Here is a 26,105-nt window from a genome sequence, read left to right on the forward strand (position 1 = left end):
CCGCCCGCACGTCAGCAGGTGTGGCGGTCCCGCGCCGGGGAGTACAGGTGGCTGTCACGGAACTGCTCCGCGCCCAGGGTCCGGCCGACCATGATCACCGCTGTACGGATCACCCCGGCCTCCTTCACCTGCTCCGCGATGGAGTCCAGCGTCCCGCGCAGGATGATCTCGTCCGGGCGCGAGGCCATGGCGACCACCGCGGTGGGGCAGTCGGCCCCGTAGTGCGGCAGCAGCTCTTCGACCACCCGGTCCACGTACCGCGCGGCGAGGTGCAGCACGATCAGCGCGCCGCTGCGGCCCAGCGTGGCCAGGTCCTCGCCCTCCGGCATCGCGGTGGCCCGCTGGGCGATGCGGGTCAGGATCACGGTCTGGCCGACCGTGGGCACCGTCAGCTCCCGCTTGAGCGCCGCCGCGGCCGCCGCGAAGGCGGGCACGCCGGGCACCACCTCGTACGGCACGCCCGCCTCGTCGAGCCGCCGCATCTGCTCGTTGACGGCGCTGAAGACCGACGGGTCGCCGGAGTGCAGCCGGGCCACGTCCTGGCCGTCCCCGTGTGCCCGCACCAGCTCGGCGGTGATCTGGGCGATGTCGAGCAGGGCCGTGTCCACGAGCCGGGCGTCCGGCGGGCATTCGGCGAGCAGTTCGCGCGGCACCAGGCTGCCCGCGTACAGACAGACCGGACTGGCGGCGAGGACCCGGGCGCCGCGCACCGTGATCAGGTCGGCGGCGCCGGGGCCCGCGCCGATGAAGTACACGGTCATCTGTCGTCTCCTGGAGCGTGCGAGGTTTTCTGTACGGACCACTGTGTGACGGGCATGGCCTGACGCCAGCCGGTGAACCCGCCGACCGGCACGGCATGGGCCACCGCGAGGCGGACCAGGTCACCGCCGAACCGCCGGTACCACTCGGCGAGCAGCGCCTCCGACTCCAGCGTGACCGTGTTGGCGACCAGCCGGCCGCCCGGGGGCAGCGCGTCCCAGCAGGCGTCGAGCAGCCCCGGGGCGGTCAGCCCGCCGCCGATGAACACGGCGTCGGGCACCGGCAGTCCGGCCAGGGCGTCCGGTGCGCGGCCGGTGACCACGCGCAGCCCGGGGACCCCGAGCCGGTCCGCGTTACGAGCGATCCGGGCCGCCCGGACCGGGTCGCGTTCCACGGTGACCGCACGGCAGGAGGGACGGGTCCGCATCCACTCCGCCGCGATCGATCCGGAGCCGCCGCCGATGTCCCACAGGAGCTCACCGGGGGCGGGCGCGAGTACGCCGAGCGTGGCCGCCCTGACATGGCGCTTGGTGAGCTGGCCGTCGTGCTCGTACGCCTCGTCGGGGAGTCCGGGCACGGCCCCGAGACGCAAGGTGTCCGGGGCGCTCCGGCAGTCCACCGCGATCACGTTGAGCGGGTCGCCGGGCGGGTGCTCCCAGGTGTCGGCGGTGCCGTCCAGGCAGTCCTCGGCCGGGGAGCCGAGCTGTTCGAGCACCCGCATCCGGCTGGGCCCGAAGCCGTGGTCCCGCAGCAGGCCGGCCACGGCGGCGGGCGTGGAGCCGTCGGCGGAGAGCACCAGCAGCCGGCGCCCGTCGTGCAGCGCGCCGGCCAGCCGGGCCGTGGGGCGGCCGACGAGGGTGACGGTCTCGGTGTCCTCCGCCGGCCAGCCGAGCCTGGCGCAGGCGTACGAGACCGAGGACGGGTGCGGCAGCACCCGGAGGGCTCCGGCGCCCAGCTCCTCGGTGAGGGCCCGGCCGATGCCGTAGAACATGGGGTCGCCGCTGGCCAGCACCACGGTCCTGCTCCCCGTGTGCGTGGCGAGCAGTCCGCGCACGGCGGGCCGCAGAGGTGAAGGCCAGGGCACCCGCCGGCCCCCGCACTCCGCCGGGAGCAGCCCCAGTTGGCGCTCACCGCCGATCAGGACCTCCGCGTCCAGGAGCGCCGCGCGGGCGGTCTCCGGCAGACCGGCCCAGCCGTCGGCACCGATCCCCACGACGCTCACGACGGACGCGGGCGCCGGGACGGCGGGCGGGGGTGGCACGGGTGGCACAGCCGGGTACCTCTGGGTTGGCGGGACGACGCAGCCGAACTCTACGGGGACCGCTTCCGGACCCAGGCGGCGGAGTGATAAACCACTGTTCCGGGCGCGGGCGACCGGCCGGTCGTCCCGGGCGGCCCGTGTGGACGACGCGGAGAAAGGACCTGCTGCGCCACCACGCGCCGCAGGTCCTCGCCGCACTCACCCCCCGCGACGCCCTCACGGCCCCGCCGCCCGACGGGAGCGCCGGTCAGCCCGGCGCCCGGTCACCACCAGTCCCCGCACCGAGTCGCCGATCCCGCTCTCTCTCGCGATCATCGAATACATGACCAAGAGCGACAACGGCAAGGCCCGCACCATGCGGATCGCCCAGGAGCCCGAGGCGGACGAACTGCTGGGCCGCAGTCCGCTGGCCGCCCTCGTCGGCATGCTGCTGGACCAGCAGGTGCCGATGGAGTGGGCGTTCACCGGTCCGTTCACGCTGGCGCAGCGCATGGGGTCGGACGATCTGGACGCCCGGGAGATCGCCGCGTACGACCCGGACGCCTTCACCGAGCTGTTCACCGCGAAACCGGCCCTGCACCGGTATCCGGGGTCCATGGCCAAGAGGGTGCAGCAGCTCTGCCGGCATCTGGTGGCCGAGTACGACGGGCAGGCGGCGGCGGTCTGGGCGGACGCCGCCACCGGGGGCGAGCTGCTGAAACGGCTCAACGCGCTGCCCGGCTTCGGCACCCAGAAGGCGCAGATCTTCCTGGCGCTGCTGGGCAAGCAGTTCGACGTACGTCCGACGGGCTGGCGGGAGGCCGCCGGGGCGTACGGCGAACAGGGCTCGCACCGCTCGGTGGCCGACATCACCGGGCCCGATTCGCTCGCCGAGGTGCGGGCGTTCAAGCAGCAGGCGAAGGCGGCGGCCAGGGCGGCGCGGTCCGGGTGACCGCCGGAGCCCACCGCACGACCGCCCACACCGGAAGGACTCCAGTGCGCTCAACACGTCGCAGAGCCACGACGGCCGTTGCCGTCGCCGCCCTGGCCACACCGCTCCTCCTCGGCGCCTCACCGGGCCTCGGCAACGTCCCGCACGACCCGGCCGAGGACGCCGCCGATCTCTCGCGGCGGCTGGTCCGGGACGCGTCCGCCGACGACGCCTACCGGCATCTGGAGCGGTTCCAGGCCCTGGCCGACGCGTCGGACGGCCACCGCGCGGCCGGCTCACCCGGATACGACGCCTCCGCCGCCTACGTCCACCGGCTGCTCCGGAAGGCCGGTTACCGGGTCGGCTACCAGGCGTTCGAATTCGTCTACACCGAGACGCTGGCCGAGAAGCTCTCCGTCGTCTCCCCCACGCCCCGTGACATCTCGATCAGGGCGATGACGTACACCGCCTCCTCCGAGGAGGGCGGAATCACGGGCGCCCTCGCCGCCGTCCCCGCCGACGGCACCACCGGCTGCGAGGCGGCCGACTACGCGTCGGCCGGCTTCACCGGCAAGATCGCCCTGATCGAGCGGGGCGGCTGCTCCTTCGCCGAGAAGCAGGCGGCGGCCGCTACGGCGGGCGCGGCCGGCGCGGTGATCTACAACAACACCGAAGGGGCCCTCTCCGGCACCCTGGGCGACGCGAAGTCAGGGAAGATCCCCACCGGCGGAGTCACCCAGGACGAGGGCGAGAAGCTCGTCGCGGACCTGGCGGAGGGCGAGGTGAAGGTCTCGCTCGAGATCCGTGAGTTCCGGGAGGACCGCGTCACCCGCAACGTCGTCGCCGAGACCCCTGGCGGGAACGCGGCGAAGACCGTCATGCTCGGCGCACACCTCGACTCGGTCACCGACGGGCCCGGCATCAACGACAACGCGTCCGGCTCGGCGGGGCTCCTCGAAGTGGCCCTGGAACTGGCGGAGTCACACCGGCGGCCCGCCAACAAGGTGCGGTTCGCCTGGTGGTCGGCGGAGGAGAACGGCCTGCTGGGCTCGGAGGCGTACATCGCGAAGCTCTCCGAGGCACAGCGCGAGAAGATCGCGCTCTACCTCAACTTCGACATGATCGCCTCCCCGAACGGCGCGCAGTTCGTCTTCGACGGCGACGACTCCGACGGTGCGGGCGCCGGCCCGGGCCCCGAGGGGTCCGCCCAACTGGAGCGCGACATCAACGCGTTCCTGGACAGCGAGGACAAGCCGCACACCGGCACTGACTTCAGTGGGCGCTCCGACTACGGGCCGTTCATCGAGGTCGGCATCCCGTCCGGCGGCACGGACACCGGCGCCGAGGGCATCAAGACGGCCGCACAGGCCGAGACGTACGGCGGCAGAGCCGGAGTCGCGTACGACCCCTGCTACCACGCGGCCTGCGACGACCTGGACAACATCGACATGGAGCACTTCGACACCAACATCGATGTGATCGCCCATGCGGTGGGCACCTACGCCCACGACCTGAGCTCCCTGGACCGCCCGGCCCCCGCCGCGTCGGCCACCGGTGAGGCAGGCGGCGGCGGTCTGCGCAAGGGCCACACCCACGGCGTCACCGAGTAGCCGCACTGCGCGTTCCCCACAGGCGACGGGCCACTCCACCGCCCGTGGGCGTGACGCACCCGGGCGTCACCGGGCCGTCACCACGTGGATGCCGCGCGGCCACCGGTGCACGCTCACGAACACGTCTCACGAACATCACAGAGCGTGCACCGACATGAACCGCTTCGTACCGCTTCGTACCGCTTCGGCAGGCATTGCAGTCGTGTTCCCTGGCTGCGCCGCGAGGCCCTTCCCCGGTAGGCTTTCCGTGTGATCTTCAAGCGCATCGGAAATGGGCGGCCATATCCCGACCACGGCCGGGAAAGCACCCGACAGTGGGCGGATGTCGCGCCGCGCCCGGTCCGCCTGGACCAGCTGGTGACCACCAAGGGCCAGCTGGACCTCGAGACCCTGCTCGCCGAGGACTCCACGTTCTACGGCGACCTGTTCGCCCACGTCGTGAAGTGGCAGGGCGACCTCTATCTCGAGGACGGGCTGCACCGCGCCGTGCGCGCCGCTCTTCAGCAGCGCCAGGTACTGCACGCACGTGTGCTCGAAATGGGCTGAACCCACCACTCAAGGATGAACCCGCCACTCCCACCCATGGCGCATTTCGGGCCTTTCGGGTGCTTTTATGCTCGTACGGGTGCCATAGGTTGATCGTTTAGTAGGCATCATCACCAGGTCGCACTACGCTGCGGCCATGAGCATGCTGACCCCTCCCGGCATGGGCGGAAAGTACCGCATCACGGGTAACACCTACCCCCGCCTGCGCCGCCCCCGTCATCGCCGCAAGCTGGTCCTTTCGGTGGCCGCCGCCGTGGTGGCGCTCGGTCTGGCCGGTTGGGGCACGCTCCAGGTCGTGGACGTCTTCACCGGCGGCGACAAACAGGCCAGTGCGGCGGACCGGCCGAAGGCCTGCCCCTCCCCGAGCGCCTCCACGCCCGCGAAGGTGCTCCCGAAGCCGGCCGCCATCAAGGTCAACATCTACAACGCGACGCCCCGCGGCGGACTGGCCAAGGCCGCCGCCGACGAGCTCAAGAAGCGTGGATTCACCATCGGCAAGGTGGACAACGCCCCGGCCGCGTACGACAAGAAGGTGCCCGGCACCGGGATGCTGCTCGGCGGCACGACGGCCATGAACGGCTCGTTCCCGGTGCTCGCCACACAGCTGCCGGGGGCAGCCCAGAAGACCGACACCCGCAGGACGACGGACGTCGATCTGATCATCGGTACGAAGTTCAAGGCGTTCAGCACGCCCGCGGCAGCGGCGACGGCTCTCACGGCCCTGACCGAGCCGTCCCCCGCACCGTCCTCCTGCTGAGGCCGTCCGGACCCGGCCGGGCGACCGGCCGGCCCGCGCCCGACCGGGTCAGTCCGCGGTGCCGTACATCCGGTCACCGGCGTCCCCGAGGCCCGGCACGATGTAGCCGTTCTCGTTGAGCCGCTCGTCGACCGAGGCCGTGACCACCGTCACCGGCGTGCCGGCCAGCTCGCGCTCCATCACCTCGACGCCTTCGGGCGCCGCGAGCAGCACGACGGCGGTGACGTCGTCGGCGCCGCGCTTGATGAGCTCCCGGATGGCCGCGACGAGCGTGCCGCCGGTGGCCAGCATCGGGTCCAGGACATAGACCTGACGGCCGGAGAGGTCCTCGGGCATCCGCGTGGCGTACGTCTCCGCCTGGAGCGTCTCCTCGTTGCGGATCATGCCCAGGAAGCCGACCTCGGCCGTCGGGAGCAGCCGCACCATGCCGTCCAGCATGCCGAGACCGGCGCGCAGGATCGGGACGACCAGGGGGCGCGGATACGACAGCTTCACGCCGGTCGTGCGCGTCACCGGGGTCTCGATGTCGACCTGCTCGGTCCGCACATCCCTGGTGGCCTCGTAGGCGAGGAGGGTGACCAGCTCGTCGGCGAGCCGCCGGAAGGTCGGGGAGTCGGTGCGCTTGTCGCGCAGCGTGGTGAGTTTGTGCGCCACCAGCGGGTGGTCGACGACGTGGATCCGCATGCCCTCAACAGTAGCCGGGCCCCGACGGGCTCTCGACGGTCCGCACTGGCATCAAGCACCTGTTCGGAGGGAAGGTGGGGCATACGGACCCAGGCTTGGGGTGGTGTGTCGATTGCCCGACGGGGAGCAGCGGAATCAGCGGCAGGCCGGACGCGACGCGCGCGGCCTGCCCGACGCGCGGGAGAACGTGCCGGACGCGCAGGAGAGTGACGCGGCGCGCCGGAGGCGCAGAGCGCAGTTCCTCCGCGAGCTCCACGAGGCGAAGCAGCTGCGCGACCGGGTCCAGCCGCGCCGCGCCCGCGCGGCCCGTATGCGCCAACAGATGCGGATGCGCACGTTCCGCTGGTGAGGACGGTTCCCGGGGTCGCCGGACCACCCCCGGGGGAGCCCGGGAAGCACCACTGGCGGACGCCCGCCCGGAATAACTGATGGCCGACGCAACGGTCGAAGAGGTCTCGCATCGCGCTCGTTTCTGCCACGATGCCGATTGGGCGGGGCCCAGAGCAGCCGGATGACCGTCTGCCCTCCCGTCGGACCGATTCACCTATGACCAGTGGGAGAGTCACGGTGTACTTCGCCGCACTGCTCGCGCGCACCGAAGACGGGTGGGAAGCGAGCGATACAGAGCTCGACGATGTGGAAACCCTGTCCGACCTGACGGATCTGGCCCGTGAGGCCTCGGTGGACGAGGACACGGTCCTGGTCTACATCGAGCAGGAGGACGCCTGGTTCGGCGTCCTCCGGGTGGACGGTGAGGAGGACCCCCGTATCTACGTCTCGGACGCGTCCGCCGCCGCCCGCTCCTCGTACGGGGAGATCCTGCTCACCGATGAACTGCTCGGCCGTGAACCGGGGGCCGAGGACGAGATCGCCGCACTCGAGGAGCTCGTCGACCTCGACGGTACGGAGGACGGCGAGCCGGATGACCCCGTGTCCGACGCCGGCAGCGCAGGCACCGCTGTCGCCGAACCCGACCTGGACCAGGACCCCGACGCCGTACCGGCGGGGCCGCTCGGCGATCTCGGGGTCCTCGCCGACCTCGGTCTGTCCGAGAAGGATCTGCTGACCCTGCGTACCGACGCACTGGCGGAGATCGCGGACGCGCTGGGAGCGGCCGAGGTCCTGGAGGCCGTCCGTTAGGGTCCGCGGGTGAACGGACCACCACCCACACCCTCCTCACCGCCTCCCGCCGATCCCGTACGGGACCCGTGGCAGGCACCCATGCGCCAAGCCCTGGACGAGGCCGCGCAGGCGGCGTCGGCCGGCGATGTGCCGGTCGGCGCCGTTGTCCTGGGCCCGGACGGCGCGCTGCTCGCCACCGGCCACAACGAGCGCGAGGCGGCAGGCGATCCCACGGCGCACGCCGAGGTGCTCGCCCTTCGTCGCGCAGCCACCGCCCTCGGCTCCTGGCGGCTGTCCGGCTGCACGCTGGTCGTCACCCTGGAGCCCTGCACGATGTGCGCCGGCGCCCTCGTCCAGTCCCGGATCGCCCGGGTGGTCTACGGCGCGCGGGACGAGAAGGCCGGCGCCGTGGGCTCGCTCTGGGACGTCGTACGCGATCGCAGGCTCAACCACCGCCCCGAGGTGATCCACGGTGTCCTGGAGGACCGCTGCGCGGACCTGCTGACGGCGTTCTTCCGGGAGCGCTGAGGCCGCCCCCGGGCGCTGCGGCCGGTCGCCGGGAATCGGATTTCGAACCAGGGCCCGGCATGGTCTAAGCTCTCTCTCGGTAGCGTGTCCGAGCGGCCGAAGGAGCTCGCCTCGAAAGCGAGTGTGGGGAAACTCACCGTGGGTTCAAATCCCACCGCTACCGCAGATGGATGAAGGGACCGACCCCCAGCGGGTCGGTCCCTTCTCTGCGTTCCGTCTCAGTTCCCGTCTCAGTTGGCTGGCACGAGAGCCCCTGCGGCGCCGTCGTCATCGTCGCGGCGGGCGGTCTCGCTCTGCCAGATGAGCCCGTCGACCTGTTCCGCGACGTTGGTCCGAACGGTGTCGACCATGTGCTGATAGCGGGCGGCCATTGCAGTGGTCGACCAGCCCATGAGCCCCATGACGGCCCGTTCCGAGACTCCGAGGATCAGCAGCACCGTCGCGGCGGTGTGCCGGGCGTCATGCAGTCGGCCGTCCCGAACCTTGGCGGCCTGCAACAGCTCCTTCCAGTCGTCGTAGTCCGTACGTGGTGAGGTGCCACGACCGGTGTCGGTGGGGAAGAGCCATCCCTCGTCGGTCCAGCGGTCCCCGGCGGCGGCCCGCTCAGCCTCCTGCCGTTTCCGGTGGGTACCGAGGAGGTCCACGAGCTGCTGCGGAAGCCCGACCGCCCGGCGGCCGGCGCGTGACTTGGTATCGGCTGTTTCCGGGTTGGTGCGCTGTCGCTGCGGGCAGTACCCGGCCTTGCGGCCACAGGTGTTCTCGTCGGCACAGCCGTGGGCGTACTGCGGTCGGCGTCGACTACGCCGGACCATGAGGACGCCACGCCCGAGGTCCACATCCGTCCACTTCAGTCCGAGCGCCTCACCCTGCCGCAAGCCGAGCGCGAGGGCGACGGCCCAGCGAGCCGCATTGCGCCGGTCGTCAGCCGCGCGGAGCAGCCGTTGCACCTCTTCGACGGTGAACGGCTCGATCTCCTCCTCCCGCACCCGTGGCGCCTTGGCCAGCCTCACGGGGTTCTGACCGAGGTGCCCCCGCCGCACCGCTTCGTTGAGGGCGGTGCGGAAGGTGCGGTGGACCTGGTGAGCGGTGCCGGGCTTGCTCCCGGCCGCCATCATTCGGCCGTAGAGGCTCTCGATGTGCTCGGGCCGGAGCTTGTCCAGCTTGTGCGCTCCGAGGCCGGGGATCAGGTGCTTCCGCACCGCGACCCCATAGCCGACCATCGTGTTCTCGTTGACCCCGAGCGGGGCGATCTCCTCCACCCAGTGCGTCAGCCACGTGGCCACGGTCCAGCCGCGGCCGGGCTTCCGCAGGATCTTGGCCTCTCGCTGCTGTTCCAGTTCCTTGACTGCCTTGGTCACCTCGGCACGGGTCTTGCGTTCGACGTGGCGTCGGTCGGGCTTGCCGTCGTCACGGGTGCCGACGGTGACGCGGCCGTGCCACTTGCCGTCCTTGCCGAGGTAGATCGATGACCGGCCGTTGGGCTGGCGGGTGCGCTTCTTACTCTCGTCCATATCGTGGCCTCTCAAGAATTGCTGGCGACAGGCCGGTTGGCCATGCGAAGTCGGGTGACGTAGTCCTGCACGGCGTCGGCCGGTACTCGCCGCAGGCGGCCGACGGGGACGGATTCGAGCTGTCCGGTGCGGATCAGGCGGAAGCAAAGCGTTCGGCCGATTCCGAGACGCCGGGCCGCCTCTTCGACGGTGAGGAGCACCAACGTCGGATCAATGAGGTCTGTGGCGGTACTCATGACATGCCTTCCTCGGGCAACGAAGGGCCCGGGGCCCCTTCCTGTCAGGTCCGCTACCTCCGCTACCTCCGCTACCGCCCTGGTCAGGGGCATGATCGAGGTAGCGGATGGGGTAGCGGTAGCGGATGGATTCGCTACCGGCCCCGCCCGTGGCGGGCGCGAGGCCGGTAGCGGGTAGCGCTCAGGTAGCGGACGGGAGGAGCGTTGCCGCTACCGTTTCCGAGTCGCTGACCTGCGAGGTAGCGGAGGTAGCGGAGGTAGCGGCCCCTGAGGGGGGTGGGGGGCAGTACCGCTGCCACGCGTCGTGGAGATCGGCGGCGTAATAGCCCTTCAGGACGGCCCCGGCGGACTTGATGTTGCGGGCCTTGACCGGGGTGTTGTCCTCGGTCATGTACTCCCCGAGCATCTTCGACAGGCCCCGGGAGTCGAGCGGTCGGCCGCTCATGTCCGCCCACGGCGCTTCGTCCAGCGCGCACAGTCGGTCCAGGATCGCGACGGTCGGCATGCGGTCGATGCCCGCCATGACGTAGTCCCGAAGGTCGGTCAGCAGGCGGATGCCGAGACTGCCCTTGTCGTCGGCGCGGGCGGCGTTGACCAGCTCCATGCACGCGGTGCGGGCACGCTCGGGCCAGTTGCCACCGGCCGCATCGGCGACGGACAACAGCGGCTCCCACACGTCGGCGGGACGGTCGGTGACGCCCTCGGGCATCTCGGGCCACCGGCCTGAGATGTCGTCGCGGACTTGGTCGGCCCACTGCGCGAGGCGCTCCCGCAGTGCGTGGCCCTCGGCTTCGTGGAGCCGTGCCCGGAACGGTTCGGCCTTCTCGTTCCTGGCGCGGCGTCGCATGCGGATGATGACGGAGCGGGTGGTGATGGTGTCAGGCAGGTAGCCGAGCCCGGCGACCGCGACGGCGGTGTAGGAGGGGAACTCCACTACCGTCTGGTTGCCTCCGTCGCCGATGCACCGGTAGGTGACCCCGGAGCGCCGGTGGCCGGCGTTCAGGAAGCCGCGGAGTTCCTCGTTGTCCCCTGCCTTGGGGCCGAAGACGGTATCGATCTCGTCGAAGAGGATCGTGGGCCGTCCGGCCGGGTCGGAGACGGACCGGAAAAGGGCGGCGGCCCGCGCGTTCACCGCCAGCATCGGGCGCGGCACGAGGGTTTCCACCACCTCCAGCGCGCGGGACTTGCCCGAGCCCGGTTCCGGGGAGAGAAACGCCAGGCGCGGGGTGGAGTCGAACGCGTCGAGCAGGTGGGCGTGGGCGTCCCACAGCGTGACGGCCACGTAGGCGGCCTCGCGGGGGAACACGTTGAACCGGCGGTGGAACGCCTCCACCTCGTTGAGCAGCGCGGCCCCGTCGATGGGTTCCGTGGTCTGTGCGGGGGCAGTCATGCGGCGCTCCTCCTGGACTCAGCGGTGGTGTGGGGGCAGTGCCCGACGGCTGCGCGGGCGTTCATCTCGATGACGGCCTTCCGGCCACGGGCCCGTTCGTAGTGGCCGCAGGCGCACAGCCAGTCGGCGACGGGGATCTCGTTGCGGTTGAGTCCGCGCAGGCTCAGCCCGGGCTGGATGCCGGTCAGGGTGACCGCGCGCGGGTCAGGGAGAACAGCAACGCGGACGCCTTCGGCGACGACCTTCGCCGCACCACTGCCGGACGCGGCCGGGGCCGGTTCGGCGATGCGGGGGCCGGAGGTGGTTGCCGGGAGGCTCTTCAGGGCGGAGCGGGGAGGGGTGTTCATGCCGTCCTCCGCTGCGGGTTGCGTGCGATGGACCAGTTCAGACCGCTGCGCACGGTCGAGCGGCACTGGCGAGATGACAGACCGGCCGATTCCCCTGCCTCCTGAAGAGCCTCCTCGACCACCGATCGGGGAAGGTCGCCCCACGCGATGAACCGCCCCAAAGCTCGCGCCGCCGACAACAACGTCCAGTCACGCTCACCCACCTGGGAGGCCCGCACGGTCGCGGTTTCCGCCCGCAGCGCGGCTGCGGCGTACCGGGACGCCTTCGACGACGACGGCACAGCCACCAGCCCCCGAGCGGGCTGACGGGGCGCCAGGAGGGAGTACAGCCAGTCCGGAAGCGGGACGGGCGGTGCGGGGTCAGTGACGGTGTAGGGGCCGGTGGCGGTGAAGCTTCCGGCGGCCACGACGTACCCGCCGTGGGCACGGGTGTCGATCAGCTTGCCGAGCCTGCCCGCACTGTTCGCCAGCCTCACCCCGGGCGGGGCAGTGAAGTAGAGGTGGTGGCCACCGCTCGCGGTCCGGGTGCGGTAGGTGGTCGGGACGGCCTGCCCGGCGCGCTCGCAGAGCGCCCCAAAGGTCGTCACGCCGCCAGGCGTGCCCGTGCTGCTCTTCTGCTTGGGCATGTCGAGGTCGACGACGACCAGCCCGGACGGGCCGGTCGCGATGCCGATGTTGAACGGCCGGTCGGCCCAGGCTCGGCGGATGCGGTCGGGGTCGATGGTGGCCCGGTCCTCCCACTTGCGGTGACCGCCCGCGCAGTCCCCGATCAGGGGGCAGACAGACTCGCCGTGGAGCGCGGGGCGCTTGTCGGCGGGCCGGAGCGGGAAGACGTGCCAGCCGCGCTCTGCCGCGTCGAGGGCGGCGGTCAGGAGATGCGTGCTCATGCTGCGACCTCTCCGGTCCGGGCGCGGGTGATGAACGCGCGTCCGATCCACTCGGTGTAGGCGGGCGGGATGGCTTCGGTGAGTTCCTCGCGGACGTTGGTCCAGGTGATGCCCATGGCCTGCTGCATCTCCGGGACGGTGGCCTTGCCCCCGCCGGCGCCGTACGGGGCGACGTAGGGGCCGTCGCGGTAGACGCCGTGCCGGTGGCCGCGTACGTAGCCGCGGTGCTTCGGATGCGCCGGCTGCGGCATGCTCCAGCCACCAAGCTCGAAGTTGCGATGCCGCAGGACACCGAGACCGAACATCTCCCCGCACAGCCACATGTCCCGGCGAACCGGGGCTTTCCCGGTGGGCTGCTCGATGACGTACGGCAGGCCCGTTGCGTCGAGCAGGGTGCGGAGTTCGGGGATGAGCTGGACGTGCTCGCGGCCCCAGCCGCGTGAGGCGTTGGTGCCCACGGTGAGCGCGCATCCGGCCTGGCAGGGCGGGGAGGTGTGCACGGCCGCGTACTGCTCGATCTCGCCGGACGTGATGAGGGCGGCGAGGTATTCGAGGGCGTCACCCTGGTGGAAGGTGAAGGGGTAGTTCGGGCGGTCGGCGATGTCGACGCCGGTTACCTCGAACCCGGCGCGGTGGTAGCCCATGGCCGCACCGCCGGCGCAGCAAAAGAGGTCCAGTAAGCGGGGCTGGTGGTCGGGTACTCGCCGGATCGGGACAGGTTGAGTCATGCTGGATGTCTCCAGTTCTCTGATGAGGATTGCTGGACGAGGGCGGCCCCGGATCATTGGCGTGAGACAGGGGCCGCCCTCGGCGTAGCTACTCGCAGGTGCACTCGGGGAACTCGCTGCTGCCGTCCGCGCCGCATCCGCAGCAGTGCGCGTACGGGTAAGGCTCGGTGCCGTCGGTGGGGTCGCACTGTTCGCAGTCGAGGTACTCGGTCTGCTCGTCGGCGTCGTAGTCGGCGTAGGTCACGCGTTGTTCTCCATCTCGGGTCAGCTGTGGAAGCGGTTGGACGTGGGGTGTTGGTCGCACCAGTCCTCGGCGCACACCTTGTGGACCGGTTCGCGGTCGTGGCTGCGCAGGGGGGTGGGTTTGCCGCAGAGCACGCACGGCAGGTTCCGGGAGGTGTCGAAGTGGCGGGCGTCCCGCCAGTCCCGGGGTTAGTGGTGGTTGATGGTGCCGTTGGCCTTGCCGAACATCCCGGACGCGCTGATGTTCTGCGTGATGTGCGTCGTGCCCCGTCCGGTGCCGACCGCGGCACGGCCGAGCCGGAGCAGGATCGGGACGCCTATGGCTGCGGCGGCGATGAGGGCGACGGCGGCCCAGAGGGCTTCACTCATGGCGATCAGTCCCGGGGCTGCGTAGGAGAGTCCGATACCGGCGGCGGCGACGCCCCCGCCGATCGTCGGCGTGAGAAGGGCGGTGGTCTTGGCCCATGTCGGGATCGGCTGCGCGACCGGGACCGGCGGCGCGGGCGGGGCCTGGGCCGGGGTGTAGGCGAGGGTGCGGATGCCGCCGGGGAGGGTGACCATCTGGACTCCCGGGGGGATCTCGTGGGGCAGCATCGCGGGGTGTGCGGTGGGCTGCTGGGGGGTGAGGGTGGTGATCTCGTACGTGGTCTCCGGGTACACAAAGGGCTCCCTTCAACGCGTCGGGCGGCACCCGTGGTGGTGGGTGCCGCCCGGTCGCGTTGTGACGGTGCGTGGTCGTAGTGGTTAGTGGCTACTGGTCACTGGCAAGCAGAAGAGGCCCTGTTGAAGGCCCCTGGTTGCCAGTAGGAGAGCGTTCTACTGGTTAGTGGCAAGTTGGCAGTAACCAGTAGCCAGTAGCGCTCTGTGAGTCGCTCAGGCGTGATCGGGGTGGACGTAGACCGAGTGCGGGCCGTTGTCCCGGTAGACCAGCTCGCCCCTCTCGGCCGCCGCTTTCAGCGCGGCCCGAACGGCCTGCCGGCTGCGGCGGACGAGATCGGCAACAGCGGACGGCTTCATGCCCACCGCACCCGCTGCCTTGATCGCGGCGACCGCATCGGCCACCCACGTCGGACCGCCCTCGTCGTCCCCGTCACGGAGCGCGGACAGGTTCAGCCCCGGCGATGCCGCCGGGGGCTCCGACGCGCTGTCGGGCTCAGGGGCGGTCGCGAACTGGGCGTCGATCTGCTCCATGAACGCGCGGACGGCCGCGTCCTCGTCCGTCACCGGTGCTGCCTGCTCGCTGCGGAGCGCGGACAGGTTCAGCCCGTCACTCGCGGAGGCCTGCCCGGCCTGACCAGTGTCGGCGGCCGGGGTGTTGGCAGGGTCTCGCATCCACGCGGTGCGATCCGGTGCCCACCGGTTCGCGTAGGCGTCGCCCGCGGCCTTGGCGGAGATGGCGTCGAGGGTGGGGTGCATGTCGGTGGTGGCGTGGACGATGTCGCGGATCTGGTTGGGCAGGATCCGCCAGTTCTTGAACAGGGCCGCCGCGGACTCCGGTGTCCCCATGAACCCGGCCCCCTTGTACGGGGCCTGGTCCACACGGAGCCCCCGGGCCCCGGGGAAGACCTTGCTCAGGTCCATCCCTTCGACTTCCCCGCCGGTGAGGCAGACGCGGGCTTTGGCCTCGCGGCGGATCATCAGGTTGCCGAGCACGGACCCGGTGGCGCCCAGAGCGGTGAGCACCGTACGGACGCCCATGGCTCGCAGCATCCGGATCACTTCGAGGATCTTCTTGGCGAGATCCTTCATGCGCCGGTCGGTGCTGGTCAGGATCTCCGCGCCCTCGTCGACGACCAGCATGATCTGGGGAATCTTCGCGCTGATGGGGAGCTGGTCGGTGTTCCGCTCAGCCATCAGGTCCTGGTAGGCGACCTTCCTCCGCATACCGATCGCCAACGCGGCATCGAGCATCCGAGCGGCCTCTTCATGCGTAGAGGCAAGCCAGTCGATGCCCGGCCGGACCTCGTCCACCGGAGCCCCGTTGGGGCCGAAAGCGGGGCGGGCCCACGGGAGGCCGGCGGATCCGGCGTTCAGGTCGATCACCCATGTGAGGACGTCGGTGGTGCGGGCGAACCCGGCCAGGATGACGTGGACCATGTTCGTCTTGCCGGAGCCGGTGGGGCCGACGACGAGGGCGCACTGCTCGCGCAGGAACACGCAGATCTCTTCGGCGTTGGTGCGATATCCCCACGGGATCCCGGTGTAGATCGACAGCGGGGTGTAGTCGGTCGGGTAGGTGCGTTCCTCGGAGAGGACGTTGACCGTGGTCACGTCGATGAGAACCCGACCCTGGTGCACCCCCTGGGAGGCGACCGCAGTGCAGCCGTGCGGGAGCCTCGCGTCGGCGGACAGGGCTGCGGAGTGCTGGGCGATCCGGTCGTAGGTTGTTCCGCCGGCGGGGAGTTCGGCGTCGATGGTGAACCCGGTGCCGGTGGGCCAGATCTCCACGGCGAGGATCCGCAGCGTGAGGTTGCAGACCCGCTGGACCCGGTCCACCCACTCCGCAGCAATCGCACGGCGTTCGGCGGACAGCTCGCGGCTGACCTGGCGCTCATCGGCGGCGATGGTCTCCAGCTCCCGCGCCTCCTCGTACAGGAGAGTCGAGCGGGCGGCGGCTCCGATGCCGACGCCGATGGTGGCCAGGGATCCGAGGGCGGCCCAGGTGAGGGGCCCGGTGGTCATGGCCCATGTCGTCCAGCCCGCGCCGACCAGCCACGATGCGGAGCGCATGGCGATGGTGCGGGCGGAGAGGCGTTCGCGCAGGCTGCTGATGGTGTGGCCGATCGCCCCGGCCGCGCCGACGGTGAGGGCCCAGCCGGGGGGCATGGAGGTGGCTGCTCCGGTGGTGGCGATGGCGAGGGCGCCGGTGGTGGCGGACAGGGCGCCGGTCACGGGTCCGTGACCGGCGGCCCAGTCCCACACCGGCCCAGAGTTGGCCTGTGTGGTGGTGGTCATGTCAGACGTTCCATCCCTTCTCGGCTTCGGACCCGTTGCGCGGGTCTTCGTGGCGGGCGATGTCCTGTTCGTGGGACTGGTGGAACAGCGGGCCCATGTCTTCGGCGACCGCCACGGCGCTCATGACGGCGCCGAAGATGTCGTTGAAGCCGTCCGCGACGTCCTTCTCCAGCGGGAACTCCGAGTCGGCGCGCTCGGCCAGGACCCGCATCACGTTCGCCACGCTCGTGAGTGCGGCCGGGAGCCCTTCGACCATGGCCAGGATCTCCATGGCGTTGTCGGGGTCGTACTGCCCGGCGGCGGATTCCATCTCGGCCGCGTACTCCTCGAACCGGAAACCAGACACGTTCTCTCCCTCATCCGGGGTGGTGGTGGGTGCTGCCGGCGTCAGCCCCTCGGGCCGCTCCGCCGTATCGCTGATCTGGTCGTTGGTGTCAGTCGCCTCCCGGTCGGCGGCGACCTCGTCTTCCTCGAGGGCGGCGACTATCACGTCGTCCCGCTCCTTGCGCTGTTCGTCGGCGGTGCGGGTGAGGCGGGCGTAGAGGCGACGCCCGGGGTACTGGAGCCAGGCCAGACCGAGCTTTCGGCCCAGGGGGGTGGAGACCATTCCGAAGAGTCCGAAAGCTCCGGCGAGCAGAGCGGCGAGCAGGCGGCGTCCCTGGAACCGGGCGGCGGACCGACGCAGCGCCTTACGTGCCTTCTTCCTGGCCGGTGCCTTCCGCACGTCGCCACGCTGGGCGGCGACCTTCCCGGCGGCCTGCCGGTCGCGGGCCTGGCGGTTGCGCTCGATCGCCTTGCCCTTGGCCGCACCGACCTTGCCTGCGGCCTTGCTCACGGACCGGCCGATCGGCCCCTTGCGGGTCATGGACGCTGACCGTGCCGCCGTCTTGGCACCCCGGCGGGCATCAGCCAGAGAGCGCCGTGCCCCGGAGGTCTCGGACCGGCGGCCCGACCGGGACGAGGGCGACGTGCGAGCCGAGTCCCGCAGCGCCTTGACCTGCCCCGCACGGCCCCCCGTTTTCCCCGGGGTGGCCCCGGCGGAAGCCTGCTTGGCAGACGTCTTACGGAGGGCGTCCGGGCTGCTCTTCGGTCGGCTCGACTTGCCGGAGCTGAGTAGCGAACCGGCGGCGCCGCGGCCGGACTTCCCCCGGCTGCGACCTGTGCTCTTACTGGTGCCGGCGCTCCCGTTACGGCTCTGGCCCGGAACTCGCGTCGAACCGCCGTGACGGGCGGCCCGGCCGACCGATCCGGCACCGATCGCAGAGCGCAACGCACGGCCGGTGGCCTTGCGCGCCTTCTTCTTGCTGCGGTGCTTGCGGGTCGCTGCTGCCGTGCCGAGCACGACGGCGCCGGTGGCCGCGACGGCTAGGGCGGCCGGGCCTCCGACGAGGGCAGCGGCGGCGAGCAGGGAGGTGGTGGCGTTGGTGCCGGTCACCGCGAGTGGGACGACCGGCCAGCCACCCGGAGTGTGCTTCACCTCGGCCTTGGCCGGTGTGGGCTTCTGTTCGGGTGTCGGGGGCGGGGTGTTCGGGGTGGCTTCGGGGGCCACTACCGGGGTGATGGTGGTGTCGGTCATGCTGAGTGCACTCCTTCACGGAGTTAGGGGCCCGGCCGGATCTGTGGTGGTGAGGGCCGGGCCCTGCTGGCTTTCAGGCGGCGCACTGTTCTTCGGGGTAGGCGCAGGTCACGCACATGCCGAGCGAGGCCGGGATGCGATACCCGGCGTCGTTCTTGCAGTTCGGGCAGACCTGCTGGGCGGCGTTCGCCTTGGTGAGCGCCGCCCACTTGGCCGGGGTCATCGGCCGGACGGGCTTGGCCTGGTCGATGCGGTAGAGGTAGGCGACCAACGGGCCCCGACGACGGCGGGGGCGTTCGAGTACGGCGGCGACGTCCTGCCCGCCCGGACGCAACTCCATCGCCCGCAACTGCCGGACCGTCGCGTAACCGTCCGGGGCCAGGCGCCACCGGTAGACCGGCAGCTTGCTCACCGGGTGCCGTCGAGCGGGAGCGGCCGGATACGCCACGGAATCTCACTGGCCATGCCCCCGTCGCAGCAGGTGGTGGGCGAGGTCCACCCGTCCCGTGCGGCGCCCTCGGCCTCGGCCGCGATCTCGGCCGCGTCCCTGGTGGCGTACACGCTGTGCAGCTCTCCGAAGCGGAGGAGAACGTAGACCCGGTCGCCCCGGCTGCTCTGCTTGCGAGTAGTGCGCAGCAGCATGCGCAGGGCCTGCCGGTCCTCGGTGTCCAAGAGGGACTGGGCCCGCAGGGTGTCCAGCTCACCTTCGAGCCGGGCGGCAGCGGAGGTGGCACGGCCGAGTTCGGCGCGCAGCTCCTCCATGGTGTTCTCCGCCCGGGTCGCGGAGTCGGTGGCGAGATCGCCTGCCAGCTGGTGCTGCTCGGCCGTGGCACGGGCGACGGCTGCTGCCGTTTCCGCCCCGGAGAGACTGGCACGCAGGGCGTCCAGGGTGCGGGTGCGGAGGACGGCGATCATGCGGGAACTCCTTCACGAGTGGGGATGGTGTCGCGCAGTTCCTGGTAGCGGGTGGAGACCCAACCCGTCGACCAGCCGGTCAGCTCAGCCGCAGCCCGCACCGGGAGCCCGGCGACGAACGCGGCCTTCACGGTTTCGCGGGCCTGGCCCTCGGGCTGCTTGTCCGTGGCGGGGCCGGCCGCCAGGAGCGCGGCGCGTTCACGCTCGGCCCGCTCCTGCTGCTCGGCCTGTTCACGGTGTTCACGCTCCTCGCGCTCACGACGCTCAGCGGCACGGCGTTGGGTGGCCTCTCGTTCGAGGCGTTCACGCTCTGCCTGCTGCTGTTCACGCTCGTGTTCACGGCGTTCACGGGTCTCGCGCTCGGCACGCTCACGGGCCTCGGCCCGCTCGCGTTCCTCGCGCCGTCCGGCTTCCTCCCGGGCTGTCTGTTCACGGGCCAGCAGAGCTTCGTGCTCACGCTGTTCACGGACCAGCTGGGCGGCGTGCTCGCGTTCCTCACGCTCACGCCGCTCGGCCGCCTCACGGCGTTGGGTGGCTACCTGCTCGCGTTCGGCTTGCTCGGCTTTCTGCTGGGCTTCCTGGGCGGTCAGGGCGGCGGTGATGGCCGTGCGGTAGGCGAGACCGGTCTCTGCGGTGACGATGAGCAGGAGCGGGGCGACCGCGTGCACGGCCACCCCGACCAGCTCTTTCTTCAGCGCGGAGTCGGCCACGTTCAACGCGAGGGTCATACAGCCGGTCATCCACCGCAGCACGACCGGCCACTTGCCGCCGTGTCCACCGAGGCGGGCCAGAACGGCATCGAGCCGGACGACGATGACGACCGCGGCGTCCACCACCAACGGGAGGATCGGCGCGGTCCACTCCCATCCCTTCGGTGTGTGCCGCTCCATGAGCGGGGTCACCGTGAGGATGGAGAAGAGCATCGCCCCGCCCACGATCAGCCACGTTCCGACGGACAATGCCTTTTCCGCTGAACGGATCTGAACACTGTTCACGGTGCGTCCCCGTCCCGTGAACGCACCCGGGTCGAGGCCAGAAGCAGCACCGGGGACGCGTCGTCGTCGACGATCTCGCTGTGCTCCGTCCACGCCCACTCGGCGTCGTCCGTGAACACGAAACCGAGCCCGGCAAGGGCCCGTGAACGCGCGGCCGCCGTCGGCACGATCGGCGAGGGGCCGAAGTCATGCTCCGGCCACGAGCACCCCTGGACGTCCAACAGCGCGACGTACAGATGCCACCGGCCGCCGCGGTTGGACAACTGTGCGGTGTACTCCTTCATGCGGCCACCGCCGACCCGGCGACCGTGCCCAGCGTGGCCGGGCGGCGGACGGTGCGGCGCGGGCGCCGGCCGTTCGTCTGCGTCTTCAGGGGCAGCGTCCGCAGCAGGCTCGCGGCGTAGGCCGCAGTTTCCGGGTCGCTCTCCCGCAGGTCCGCGAGGACCTCGTGGGCGACGTCCAGCCGCGCGGCCCGCTCCATCGCGGACTCCGTGGCCGAACCGGTGAACAGCTCCAGGTCGATCCCCAGAGCCAGCTCGATGAACTCGGTCGCGGTAACAGGCTCGCGACCAGCAACGATGTTCTTCATGGGTCGTTTTCTCCTCGCGGTGAGACGGCCTGAAAGCGGCCCCGGTGTTCGAGCACCGGGGCCGCGCGCCGTTCAGGGATGGGCTGCCACGACATGTGGCCGGCCCGGCCGCCAGAGCAGGCGGCGAGTGCCCCGGGCCGGATTCGATCCAGCGGCTTCACGCCGTGATCCGGGGCGGTGGTTTCAGTCCTGGTATCGCTCCGCAGAGGTGGATTCCTGCGCGTCCATCTCTGCGTTGAACTGCTCGTATTCGGCGGCGTCGATTGCCTCGTAGTCGGCGTGCATCTGCTCGATATCCCGTTCGCGCTGTGCGGCGCGGGCGAGGATCTCGTCGAGCGGGTCCATGGCTGTCCTCCTGGTGGTGAGCTGGTGGAGTGCCCCGAGCCGGATTCGATCCAGCAGCCTCACGCCGTGATCCGGGGCCGTGCGTGCTCAGCGACCGGAGCCGCCGGAGGAACGGCGGTTGGCTTCGCTGACCTTCTTGGAGAGTTCGTCGCGTTCCTGCTCTGTCAGACTGCTGATCACAGGTGCCTCCTACATAGGTGCCTGTATCGCGGCACCCCGGTTGCACCCGGGGTGCCGCTCCTGGTTCCGGTCTATCCGGCTCCCCTCAGCCCCGCCCGTACAGCCCCGAAAAGGGCCGGACGGGCGGAGGAGGCAACCGGCCGCAGCCGTCGAGGGCACTGCGGCATCGTTGAGTGGTTCAGATTCGGTTCTCCTGATGTCGCGCGGCGCTGCTCGTTCCGGGGAGGTCCGAGATCCCGGAAGTCGTCGCAGTTTCGAAGGTGTGCCGTGCGGTTCTTAGAGCCGATGGCGTTCCCCGGTCAGGGGGTGTGGGCCCCGGTGCGAAGGGGGCCGTTTCTCGGTCGGCTGGTCTCCACTCGCCTCGGCCGGAACGGTCACGGCCGTCGTACTGCGGTGGATCACGCTGTGGAGTTGTCGGCATGACGCGATCGACCCCCTCCGAAAGTTCCGGAGTGGGCGATGGCCACACCAAGAGACTGGACCGGTGGACCGGTCCAGTCAAGCGCTGAATTTGGAGTTGCGAGGAAGGGATCCAGAAACCCGCAGGTCAAACGCCCTAACAGGGCATCAAAAAAGCTGGACCGGCGGACCGGTCCAGCCCCATTCGATGCCTTGCCTACATCGCGTAGGTGTCCACCTGCTCGAACAGCGACGAGGGCGTGACGCCTTCCTCGCAGACCAGTGGGTGGCCCTGTTCGTCATGTGCCGTGTGCAGGAGCACGGCGACCGGGGTGGATACGGGCACCCCCAAGCGGTCCGCCTCCTCGTCGGAAGCCTGCCGGACCGTGGTGACGTCCACTCCCTCGACCGGAAACCGTCCAGTCTTCCGACGGACGTAGCGTGTCGTGCCTTCGGCGATGGGCGCCGTGTCGGCAAGGCGTGGTGCTGCCTCTCCGATCTCCGGCGGGAACCATGCCTCTACGCAGCTGTTCGGGGTGCCGTCCGGGAGCTGCAGGACGCGAATGCGCCGGAGTGCCCGCACTCCGGGGGCGAGCCCGAGCGCAACGGCGACACGGGCGGGCGGCTCCGCCCAGTCCGGCGTACCGATGCGCAGGAACGGCATCCCGCCCAAGATGCGCGCCGACCCCGCTCGGCGGGCGCCGGCAGGACGCGCCACGGGTGTTTCCGTGACGACGAAACCCGTGCCCTGCTTGGCGACGACCACACCGTCGCTGCGCAGCACGTCCACGGCCTTGATGGCAGTGGCCCGTGACACGTCCCACTGCTCTGCCAGCTCACGACCGGACGGGATGGTGACGCCAGGGGCGAACTCGCCAGTGGCGATACGGGCGCGCAGGGACTCAGCGATCTCCTCGTACTTCAGAACGGCCATGGTTTCCTCTTCCGCGCACTGGACTGGTCCACCGGTACACACGATACTGCGGCCATGTCGAATCTCGAATTGGCTCCCTCCGTGATGCGGTTCTACGGCGAGACAGTGAACGAGGACAGCCGCCTCCGTAGCTCGGCAGACGGACGGATGGAACTGATCAGGACCCAAGAACTCCTCCGACGCTTCTTGCCCCCCGCACCCGCGCGGGTGCTCGATGTGGGCGGGGGGACCGGGATTCATGCCGAGTGGCTTGTGAAGGACGGCTACGAAGTCACGCTCGTGGACCCCGTGCCCCGTCATGTCGAGAGCGCGTCGAACGTGTGCTCAGCAACCGTGGGGGACGCCCGCGATCTGCGTGAGCCGGACGCCAGTTTCGACGCTGTGCAGCTCCTCGGGCCGCTGTACCACCTGCCCGACCCCGACGACCGTCGTAGGGCACTGACGGAAGCCCTCCGCGTGGTGAAGCCGGGCGGACTGGTAGCCGCAGCGGCGATCAACCGCTACGCGTCACTTTTTGAGCACGTCACGTACGCCCACCTGCATACCGAGCGAATTCATGCCTCCGTGTCCAAAATCCTTGAGACGGCCGTCTATGACGGTGTCCGTGGGTTCACCCTGTCCTACTTCCATCGCGCCGAAGAACTTGTGGCCGAGCTGACCGCCTCCGGCCTGACGGATGTGCAGGTCTTCGGCATCGAGGGACCCGCGTGGTCTCTCGTGAAGGCTTCCGAGCAACAGCCGGGCGAGGGGCCCACGGATGACCTGATCGCCTCCGCATTGGCAGCAGCGCGCATGGCAGAGCCGTACCCGGAACTCCTCTCTGCCAGCTCACATCTGCTGGCCGTCGGCAAAGCGCCCACCGAGGTCGTTGGCTGACTGCCGCTTCCGTCTCAGTTCCCGTCTCGTTCACCGTCGTACGCCACCGTTCACGGCCGTACTCCAGCGCTCACGAAAAGCCGTTGAAGGCCTGTCGCGAACGGCCGTGAACGATGCCGTACAGGCGCCTGAACAGCAGGAACAGACCTCGAAAGCGAGTGTGGGGAAACTCACCGTGGGTTCAAATCCCACCGCTACCGCAGATGGATGAAGGGACCGACCCCCAGCGGGTCGGTCCCTTCTCTGCGTTCCGCCCCGGCTTCCGGACCGGCCGGCCCCACGAGGCCGCAATAATTTTGCAGGATGTGCATCTTTGCTTACTATGCACGTTGTGCCGAAAACGACGACACCCGGCCCCGGGCTGCGGGAGCGCAAGAAGCAGGCGACGCGCAGGGCCATCGCCGAGGCGGCCGTGCGGCTCGCCGCCGAGCACGGGGCAGAGAACGTCACCGTCGAGGCCATCAGCGAGGCCGCAGGCGTCTCACCGCGGACGTTCTTCAACTACTTCCCCAGCCATGACGACGCGTTCGTCCTGGTCGACGACGAGGTGGGCGAGCGGATCAGGGAGTCCGTGCGGAGCGCCCCCGCCGAGCGGCCGCCGCTCGACGTCGTTCGCGACGCTCTCGCCGCGGAGCTCGACGGGTTCGAGGGCCGCCAGGAGCTGTGGGCGCTTCAGTCCAAGGTGCTCCAGCGGTCGCCTCACCTCATCCACCGCGGACTGAAAGCTCACGTGGCGGAGGAACAGGCCCTGGCCGTCGCCATCTCCGACTGGCTCGACGCGACCCGGTCCGACGCGGACGGTCCGCCCGGGGCCGGGGTCTTCCCCCGGCTCCTCGCCGCCGTCACCCAGACCGCCCTGCGGGTCGCCATCGAGCACTGGTGCGAGCGCCCCGGTGAGACCGCACTCACCGAGCTCTTCCAGGACGCCTTCGCCCAACTGGCGCAAGGCCTCCCGCGCCCCTCCGCGTAACCCGCCCGCCGCGGCCGGCGTTCCGCGCACCACCGACCTGTTCTGCTCAAGTACCGAAGAAGGACACCGTGACCGCAACCGAGGCGCCCGAGCAGGCGCCCACCACCATGACCAACAAGCAGATACTGCAGGCGATGTCCGGCCTGATGGCGGGCATGTTCGTCGCCATCCTCGCGGGCACGGTCGTCGCCAACGCCCTCCCCCGGATCATCGCCGACCTCGGCGCGAGCCAGTCCTCGTACACCTGGGTCGTCACCGCCGAGCTGCTCGCCATGACGGCCACCGTGCCGCTGTGGGGCAAGCTCGCCGACCTGTTCAACCAGAAGCTGCTGCTCCAGCTCTCGCTCAGCCTGTTCGTCGTCGGGTCCCTGGTGGCCGGCTTCTCCCAGGACGTCGTCACCCTGATCGTCAGCCGCGTCATCCAGGGCATCGGCGCCGGTGGTCTGACGGCGCTGGCCCAGATCGTCATGGCCGCGGTCATCCCGCCGCGCCGGCTCGGCAAGTACGCGGGCATCTTCGGCGCGGTCTTCGCCGTGGGAACGGTCGCCGGTCCGCTGATCGGTGGTGTCCTCGTGGACACCTCGTGGCTCGGCTGGCGCTGGTGCTTCTTCATCGGTGTGCCGTTCGCACTGGCCGGGATCGTGCTGCTCCAGCGCACCCTGAAGCTGCCGACCGTACGCCGCAAGGTACGCATCGACTGGCTGGGCGCCTTCCTCATCGTGGCCGGTGTCTGCGCGCTGCTGATCTGGACGTCCCTCGCGGGCAACAACTTCGACTGGGCTTCCTGGCAGACGGCCGCGCTGGTGACCACCGGCGTGGTGCTCCTCGTGGCGGCGGTCTTCGTCGAGTCCAGGGTCGCGGAGCCGATCATCCCGCTGGACATCTTCCGCAACCGCACGGTGTCACTCACGACCCTGGCGAGCTTCTTCGTCGGTGTCGCGATGTTCGCCGGGACCGTGTTCCTGTCCCAGTACTTCCAGGTCTCGCTGGGCAAGTCCCCGACCGTGGCGGGGCTCATGAGCCTCCCGATGATCGGTGGTCTGCTGGTGTCCTCGACCGTCGCCGGACAGATCATCTCCGCGACCGGCAAGTGGAAGATCTACCTCGTCTCGGGCTCCGTCGTCATGATGGCCGGCCTCGGACTGCTCTCGACCATCGACGCCGACACGCACTTCGGACTGCTCAGCCTCTACATGGCGCTCATGGGCATCGGCGTCGGCATGCTGATGCAGAACCTGGTGCTCGCCGCGCAGAACGACGTGCCCGCGCACGAACTGGGCGCCGCGACCTCCGTGCTGTCCTTCTTCCGCAGCCTCGGTGGCACCATCGGCACCAGCGTGCTCGGCGCGATCCTCGCCAACCGGGTCGCCAGCGAGATGACCAAGGGCCTCGCGGAGAGCGGGCTCCCGGCGGCCGGCGGCGGCCACGGCAGCGCCGTGCCCGACATGACCAAGCTGCCCGAGCCGATGAAGAACATCGTCGAGCACGCCTACGGCGTCGCGACCGGTGACCTCTTCCTCATCGCCACCCCGTTCGCCTTCCTCGCCCTCCTCGCGGTGATCTTCATCAAGGAGAAGCCCCTCAAGACGACGAGCGGCATGGAACGCCTCGCCGCCGAGGAGGCCGACCTGGCCGCCGCCACCACCGTCCCGGCACCCCGGAACGGTACGGACCCCGGCGTCCAGGACTCCACCCCCGGCCCGGCCGGTCTGCGGAAGGACTGACCGTACGGACGCACAGCACGAAGGGCCCGGCGCGGTGGCGGTTTCTAGCGATCGTTGCAACACGTGGTCGGTTGTCTAGGCCGCGAGGAGTTTAGCCAGACGCTCGGCTGGGGTTTCCCAGCCGAGCG

At 70.4% G+C, this 26,105-nt stretch carries 30 protein-coding genes and 1 tRNA gene; 11 read left to right on the forward strand and 20 right to left on the reverse strand.

Features of this window, described 5'->3' with window-relative positions:
• Positions 1-11: 11 nt before the first annotated feature.
• Positions 12-761 (reverse strand): precorrin-4 C(11)-methyltransferase, encoded by a 750-nt coding sequence (gene cobM / locus ACIREO_RS34905; protein ID WP_404117756.1) that lies wholly within the window; start codon positions 759-761, stop codon positions 12-14.
• Entirely contained in the window at positions 758-2,029 is a 1,272-nt protein-coding gene (gene cbiE, locus ACIREO_RS34910) for a precorrin-6y C5,15-methyltransferase (decarboxylating) subunit CbiE (protein ID WP_404117759.1), read from the reverse strand. Before cbiE ends, cobM begins: the two co-directional genes overlap by 4 nt.
• A gap of 313 nt (positions 2,030-2,342) precedes the next feature.
• Here cbiE and ACIREO_RS34915 point away from each other — a divergent pair, with 313 nt between their 5' ends.
• The 4 genes from ACIREO_RS34915 to ACIREO_RS34930 all read left to right on the forward strand — a co-directional run bounded on the left by ACIREO_RS34915 (position 2,343) and on the right by ACIREO_RS34930 (position 5,843).
• Entirely contained in the window at positions 2,343-2,951 is a 609-nt protein-coding gene (locus ACIREO_RS34915; RefSeq protein WP_404117762.1) for an HhH-GPD-type base excision DNA repair protein, read from the forward strand.
• Positions 2,952-2,995: 44 nt separating this feature from the next.
• Positions 2,996-4,540, forward strand: a complete 1,545-nt coding sequence (locus ACIREO_RS34920; RefSeq protein WP_404117764.1) for a M20/M25/M40 family metallo-hydrolase — start codon at positions 2,996-2,998, stop codon at positions 4,538-4,540.
• 249 nt (positions 4,541-4,789) lie between these two features.
• Positions 4,790-5,086, forward strand: a complete 297-nt coding sequence (locus ACIREO_RS34925) for a type II toxin-antitoxin system VapB family antitoxin (RefSeq protein WP_014155093.1) — start codon at positions 4,790-4,792, stop codon at positions 5,084-5,086.
• Positions 5,087-5,246: 160 nt separating this feature from the next.
• Positions 5,247-5,843: a LytR C-terminal domain-containing protein gene (locus tag ACIREO_RS34930; RefSeq protein ID WP_404117841.1), complete on the forward strand. Its 597-nt coding sequence runs from the start codon at positions 5,247-5,249 to the stop codon at positions 5,841-5,843.
• A gap of 48 nt (positions 5,844-5,891) precedes the next feature.
• On the opposite strand, the gene upp is transcribed toward ACIREO_RS34930, so the two are convergent.
• Positions 5,892-6,527, reverse strand: a complete 636-nt coding sequence (gene upp, locus ACIREO_RS34935) for a uracil phosphoribosyltransferase (protein ID WP_404117766.1) — start codon at positions 6,525-6,527, stop codon at positions 5,892-5,894.
• Between the two features lie 112 nt (positions 6,528-6,639).
• Here upp and ACIREO_RS34940 point away from each other — a divergent pair, with 112 nt between their 5' ends.
• From ACIREO_RS34940 to ACIREO_RS34955, 4 genes are all read left to right on the forward strand, one after another.
• Positions 6,640-6,876: a hypothetical protein gene (locus ACIREO_RS34940; protein WP_404117769.1), complete on the forward strand. Its 237-nt coding sequence runs from the start codon at positions 6,640-6,642 to the stop codon at positions 6,874-6,876.
• A 218-nt stretch (positions 6,877-7,094) separates the two neighbouring features.
• Positions 7,095-7,667, forward strand: a complete 573-nt coding sequence (locus tag ACIREO_RS34945) for a hypothetical protein (RefSeq protein WP_404117843.1) — start codon at positions 7,095-7,097, stop codon at positions 7,665-7,667.
• An 81-nt stretch (positions 7,668-7,748) separates the two neighbouring features.
• Entirely contained in the window at positions 7,749-8,177 is a 429-nt protein-coding gene (tadA, locus tag ACIREO_RS34950) for a tRNA adenosine(34) deaminase TadA (RefSeq protein ID WP_404117845.1), read from the forward strand.
• A 78-nt stretch (positions 8,178-8,255) separates the two neighbouring features.
• Positions 8,256-8,340 (forward strand) — tRNA-Ser (locus tag ACIREO_RS34955).
• A 67-nt stretch (positions 8,341-8,407) separates the two neighbouring features.
• Here the strand turns inward: ACIREO_RS34955 and ACIREO_RS34960 are convergent.
• From ACIREO_RS34960 to ACIREO_RS35040, 17 genes are all read right to left on the reverse strand, one after another.
• Positions 8,408-9,688: a tyrosine-type recombinase/integrase gene (locus ACIREO_RS34960; RefSeq protein WP_404117772.1), complete on the reverse strand. Its 1,281-nt coding sequence runs from the start codon at positions 9,686-9,688 to the stop codon at positions 8,408-8,410.
• An 11-nt stretch (positions 9,689-9,699) separates the two neighbouring features.
• Positions 9,700-9,924 (reverse strand): excisionase family DNA-binding protein, encoded by a 225-nt coding sequence (locus ACIREO_RS34965; protein WP_404117775.1) that lies wholly within the window; start codon positions 9,922-9,924, stop codon positions 9,700-9,702.
• 181 nt (positions 9,925-10,105) lie between these two features.
• Entirely contained in the window at positions 10,106-11,314 is a 1,209-nt protein-coding gene (locus ACIREO_RS34970; protein ID WP_404117777.1) for a DUF3631 domain-containing protein, read from the reverse strand.
• Positions 11,311-11,661 carry a hypothetical protein gene (locus ACIREO_RS34975; protein ID WP_404117780.1) on the reverse strand — a complete coding sequence of 117 codons (351 nt, stop codon included), beginning with the start codon at positions 11,659-11,661 and terminating at the stop codon, positions 11,311-11,313. The genes ACIREO_RS34970 and ACIREO_RS34975 overlap by 4 nt, the downstream gene beginning before the upstream one ends.
• On the reverse strand, positions 11,658-12,548 hold the full coding sequence (locus tag ACIREO_RS34980) for a bifunctional DNA primase/polymerase (RefSeq protein WP_404117783.1): 891 nt from the start codon (positions 12,546-12,548) through the stop codon (positions 11,658-11,660). The genes ACIREO_RS34975 and ACIREO_RS34980 overlap by 4 nt, the downstream gene beginning before the upstream one ends.
• Positions 12,545-13,276, reverse strand: a complete 732-nt coding sequence (locus tag ACIREO_RS34985; protein ID WP_404117786.1) for a DNA methylase — start codon at positions 13,274-13,276, stop codon at positions 12,545-12,547. The genes ACIREO_RS34980 and ACIREO_RS34985 overlap by 4 nt, the downstream gene beginning before the upstream one ends.
• Positions 13,277-13,364: 88 nt before the next feature.
• Complete coding sequence (locus tag ACIREO_RS34990; protein ID WP_404117788.1) at positions 13,365-13,520, reverse strand: hypothetical protein; 156 nt, start codon at positions 13,518-13,520, stop codon at positions 13,365-13,367.
• A 188-nt stretch (positions 13,521-13,708) separates the two neighbouring features.
• A complete protein-coding gene (locus ACIREO_RS34995; RefSeq protein WP_404117791.1) occupies positions 13,709-14,179 on the reverse strand; it encodes a hypothetical protein in 471 nt (156 codons plus the stop codon).
• A 213-nt stretch (positions 14,180-14,392) separates the two neighbouring features.
• Positions 14,393-16,474: a hypothetical protein gene (locus tag ACIREO_RS35000; protein WP_404117793.1), complete on the reverse strand. Its 2,082-nt coding sequence runs from the start codon at positions 16,472-16,474 to the stop codon at positions 14,393-14,395.
• Between the two features lies 1 nt (position 16,475).
• Positions 16,476-18,050, reverse strand: coding sequence for a hypothetical protein (locus ACIREO_RS35005; protein ID WP_404117796.1), 1,575 nt, complete (start codon positions 18,048-18,050; stop codon positions 16,476-16,478).
• Between the two features lie 73 nt (positions 18,051-18,123).
• The gene (locus ACIREO_RS35010; protein WP_404117799.1) at positions 18,124-18,462 is read right to left on the reverse strand and encodes an RRQRL motif-containing zinc-binding protein; all 339 of its coding nucleotides are present in this window, start codon (positions 18,460-18,462) and stop codon (positions 18,124-18,126) included.
• Positions 18,459-18,965 (reverse strand): hypothetical protein, encoded by a 507-nt coding sequence (locus tag ACIREO_RS35015; RefSeq protein WP_404117802.1) that lies wholly within the window; start codon positions 18,963-18,965, stop codon positions 18,459-18,461. Before ACIREO_RS35015 ends, ACIREO_RS35010 begins: the two co-directional genes overlap by 4 nt.
• On the reverse strand, positions 18,962-19,960 hold the full coding sequence (locus ACIREO_RS35020) for a DUF2637 domain-containing protein (RefSeq protein WP_404117804.1): 999 nt from the start codon (positions 19,958-19,960) through the stop codon (positions 18,962-18,964). Before ACIREO_RS35020 ends, ACIREO_RS35015 begins: the two co-directional genes overlap by 4 nt.
• Entirely contained in the window at positions 19,957-20,244 is a 288-nt protein-coding gene (locus ACIREO_RS35025; RefSeq protein WP_404117807.1) for a DUF6303 family protein, read from the reverse strand. Before ACIREO_RS35025 ends, ACIREO_RS35020 begins: the two co-directional genes overlap by 4 nt.
• Entirely contained in the window at positions 20,241-20,549 is a 309-nt protein-coding gene (locus ACIREO_RS35030) for a hypothetical protein (RefSeq protein WP_404117809.1), read from the reverse strand. The genes ACIREO_RS35025 and ACIREO_RS35030 overlap by 4 nt, the downstream gene beginning before the upstream one ends.
• Positions 20,550-20,732: 183 nt before the next feature.
• Positions 20,733-20,894: a hypothetical protein gene (locus ACIREO_RS35035; protein WP_404117812.1), complete on the reverse strand. Its 162-nt coding sequence runs from the start codon at positions 20,892-20,894 to the stop codon at positions 20,733-20,735.
• Positions 20,895-21,690: 796 nt separating this feature from the next.
• The gene (locus ACIREO_RS35040; RefSeq protein ID WP_404117815.1) at positions 21,691-22,407 is read right to left on the reverse strand and encodes a GntR family transcriptional regulator; all 717 of its coding nucleotides are present in this window, start codon (positions 22,405-22,407) and stop codon (positions 21,691-21,693) included.
• Between the two features lie 54 nt (positions 22,408-22,461).
• On the opposite strand from ACIREO_RS35040, the gene ACIREO_RS35045 reads away from it, so the two are divergent.
• The 3 genes from ACIREO_RS35045 (at position 22,462) to ACIREO_RS35055 (ending at position 25,977) form a co-directional block, all read left to right on the forward strand.
• Complete coding sequence (locus ACIREO_RS35045) at positions 22,462-23,283, forward strand: class I SAM-dependent methyltransferase (protein ID WP_404117818.1); 822 nt, start codon at positions 22,462-22,464, stop codon at positions 23,281-23,283.
• Between the two features lie 322 nt (positions 23,284-23,605).
• Positions 23,606-24,253: a TetR family transcriptional regulator gene (locus ACIREO_RS35050; RefSeq protein ID WP_404117821.1), complete on the forward strand. Its 648-nt coding sequence runs from the start codon at positions 23,606-23,608 to the stop codon at positions 24,251-24,253.
• A 107-nt stretch (positions 24,254-24,360) separates the two neighbouring features.
• A complete protein-coding gene (locus ACIREO_RS35055; RefSeq protein WP_404117848.1) occupies positions 24,361-25,977 on the forward strand; it encodes an MDR family MFS transporter in 1,617 nt (538 codons plus the stop codon).
• Positions 25,978-26,105: the final 128 nt, after the last annotated feature.

Source organism: Streptomyces sp. NPDC102441 (assembly GCF_044765585.1).
Classification (GTDB): Bacteria; Actinomycetota; Actinomycetes; order Streptomycetales; family Streptomycetaceae; genus Streptomyces.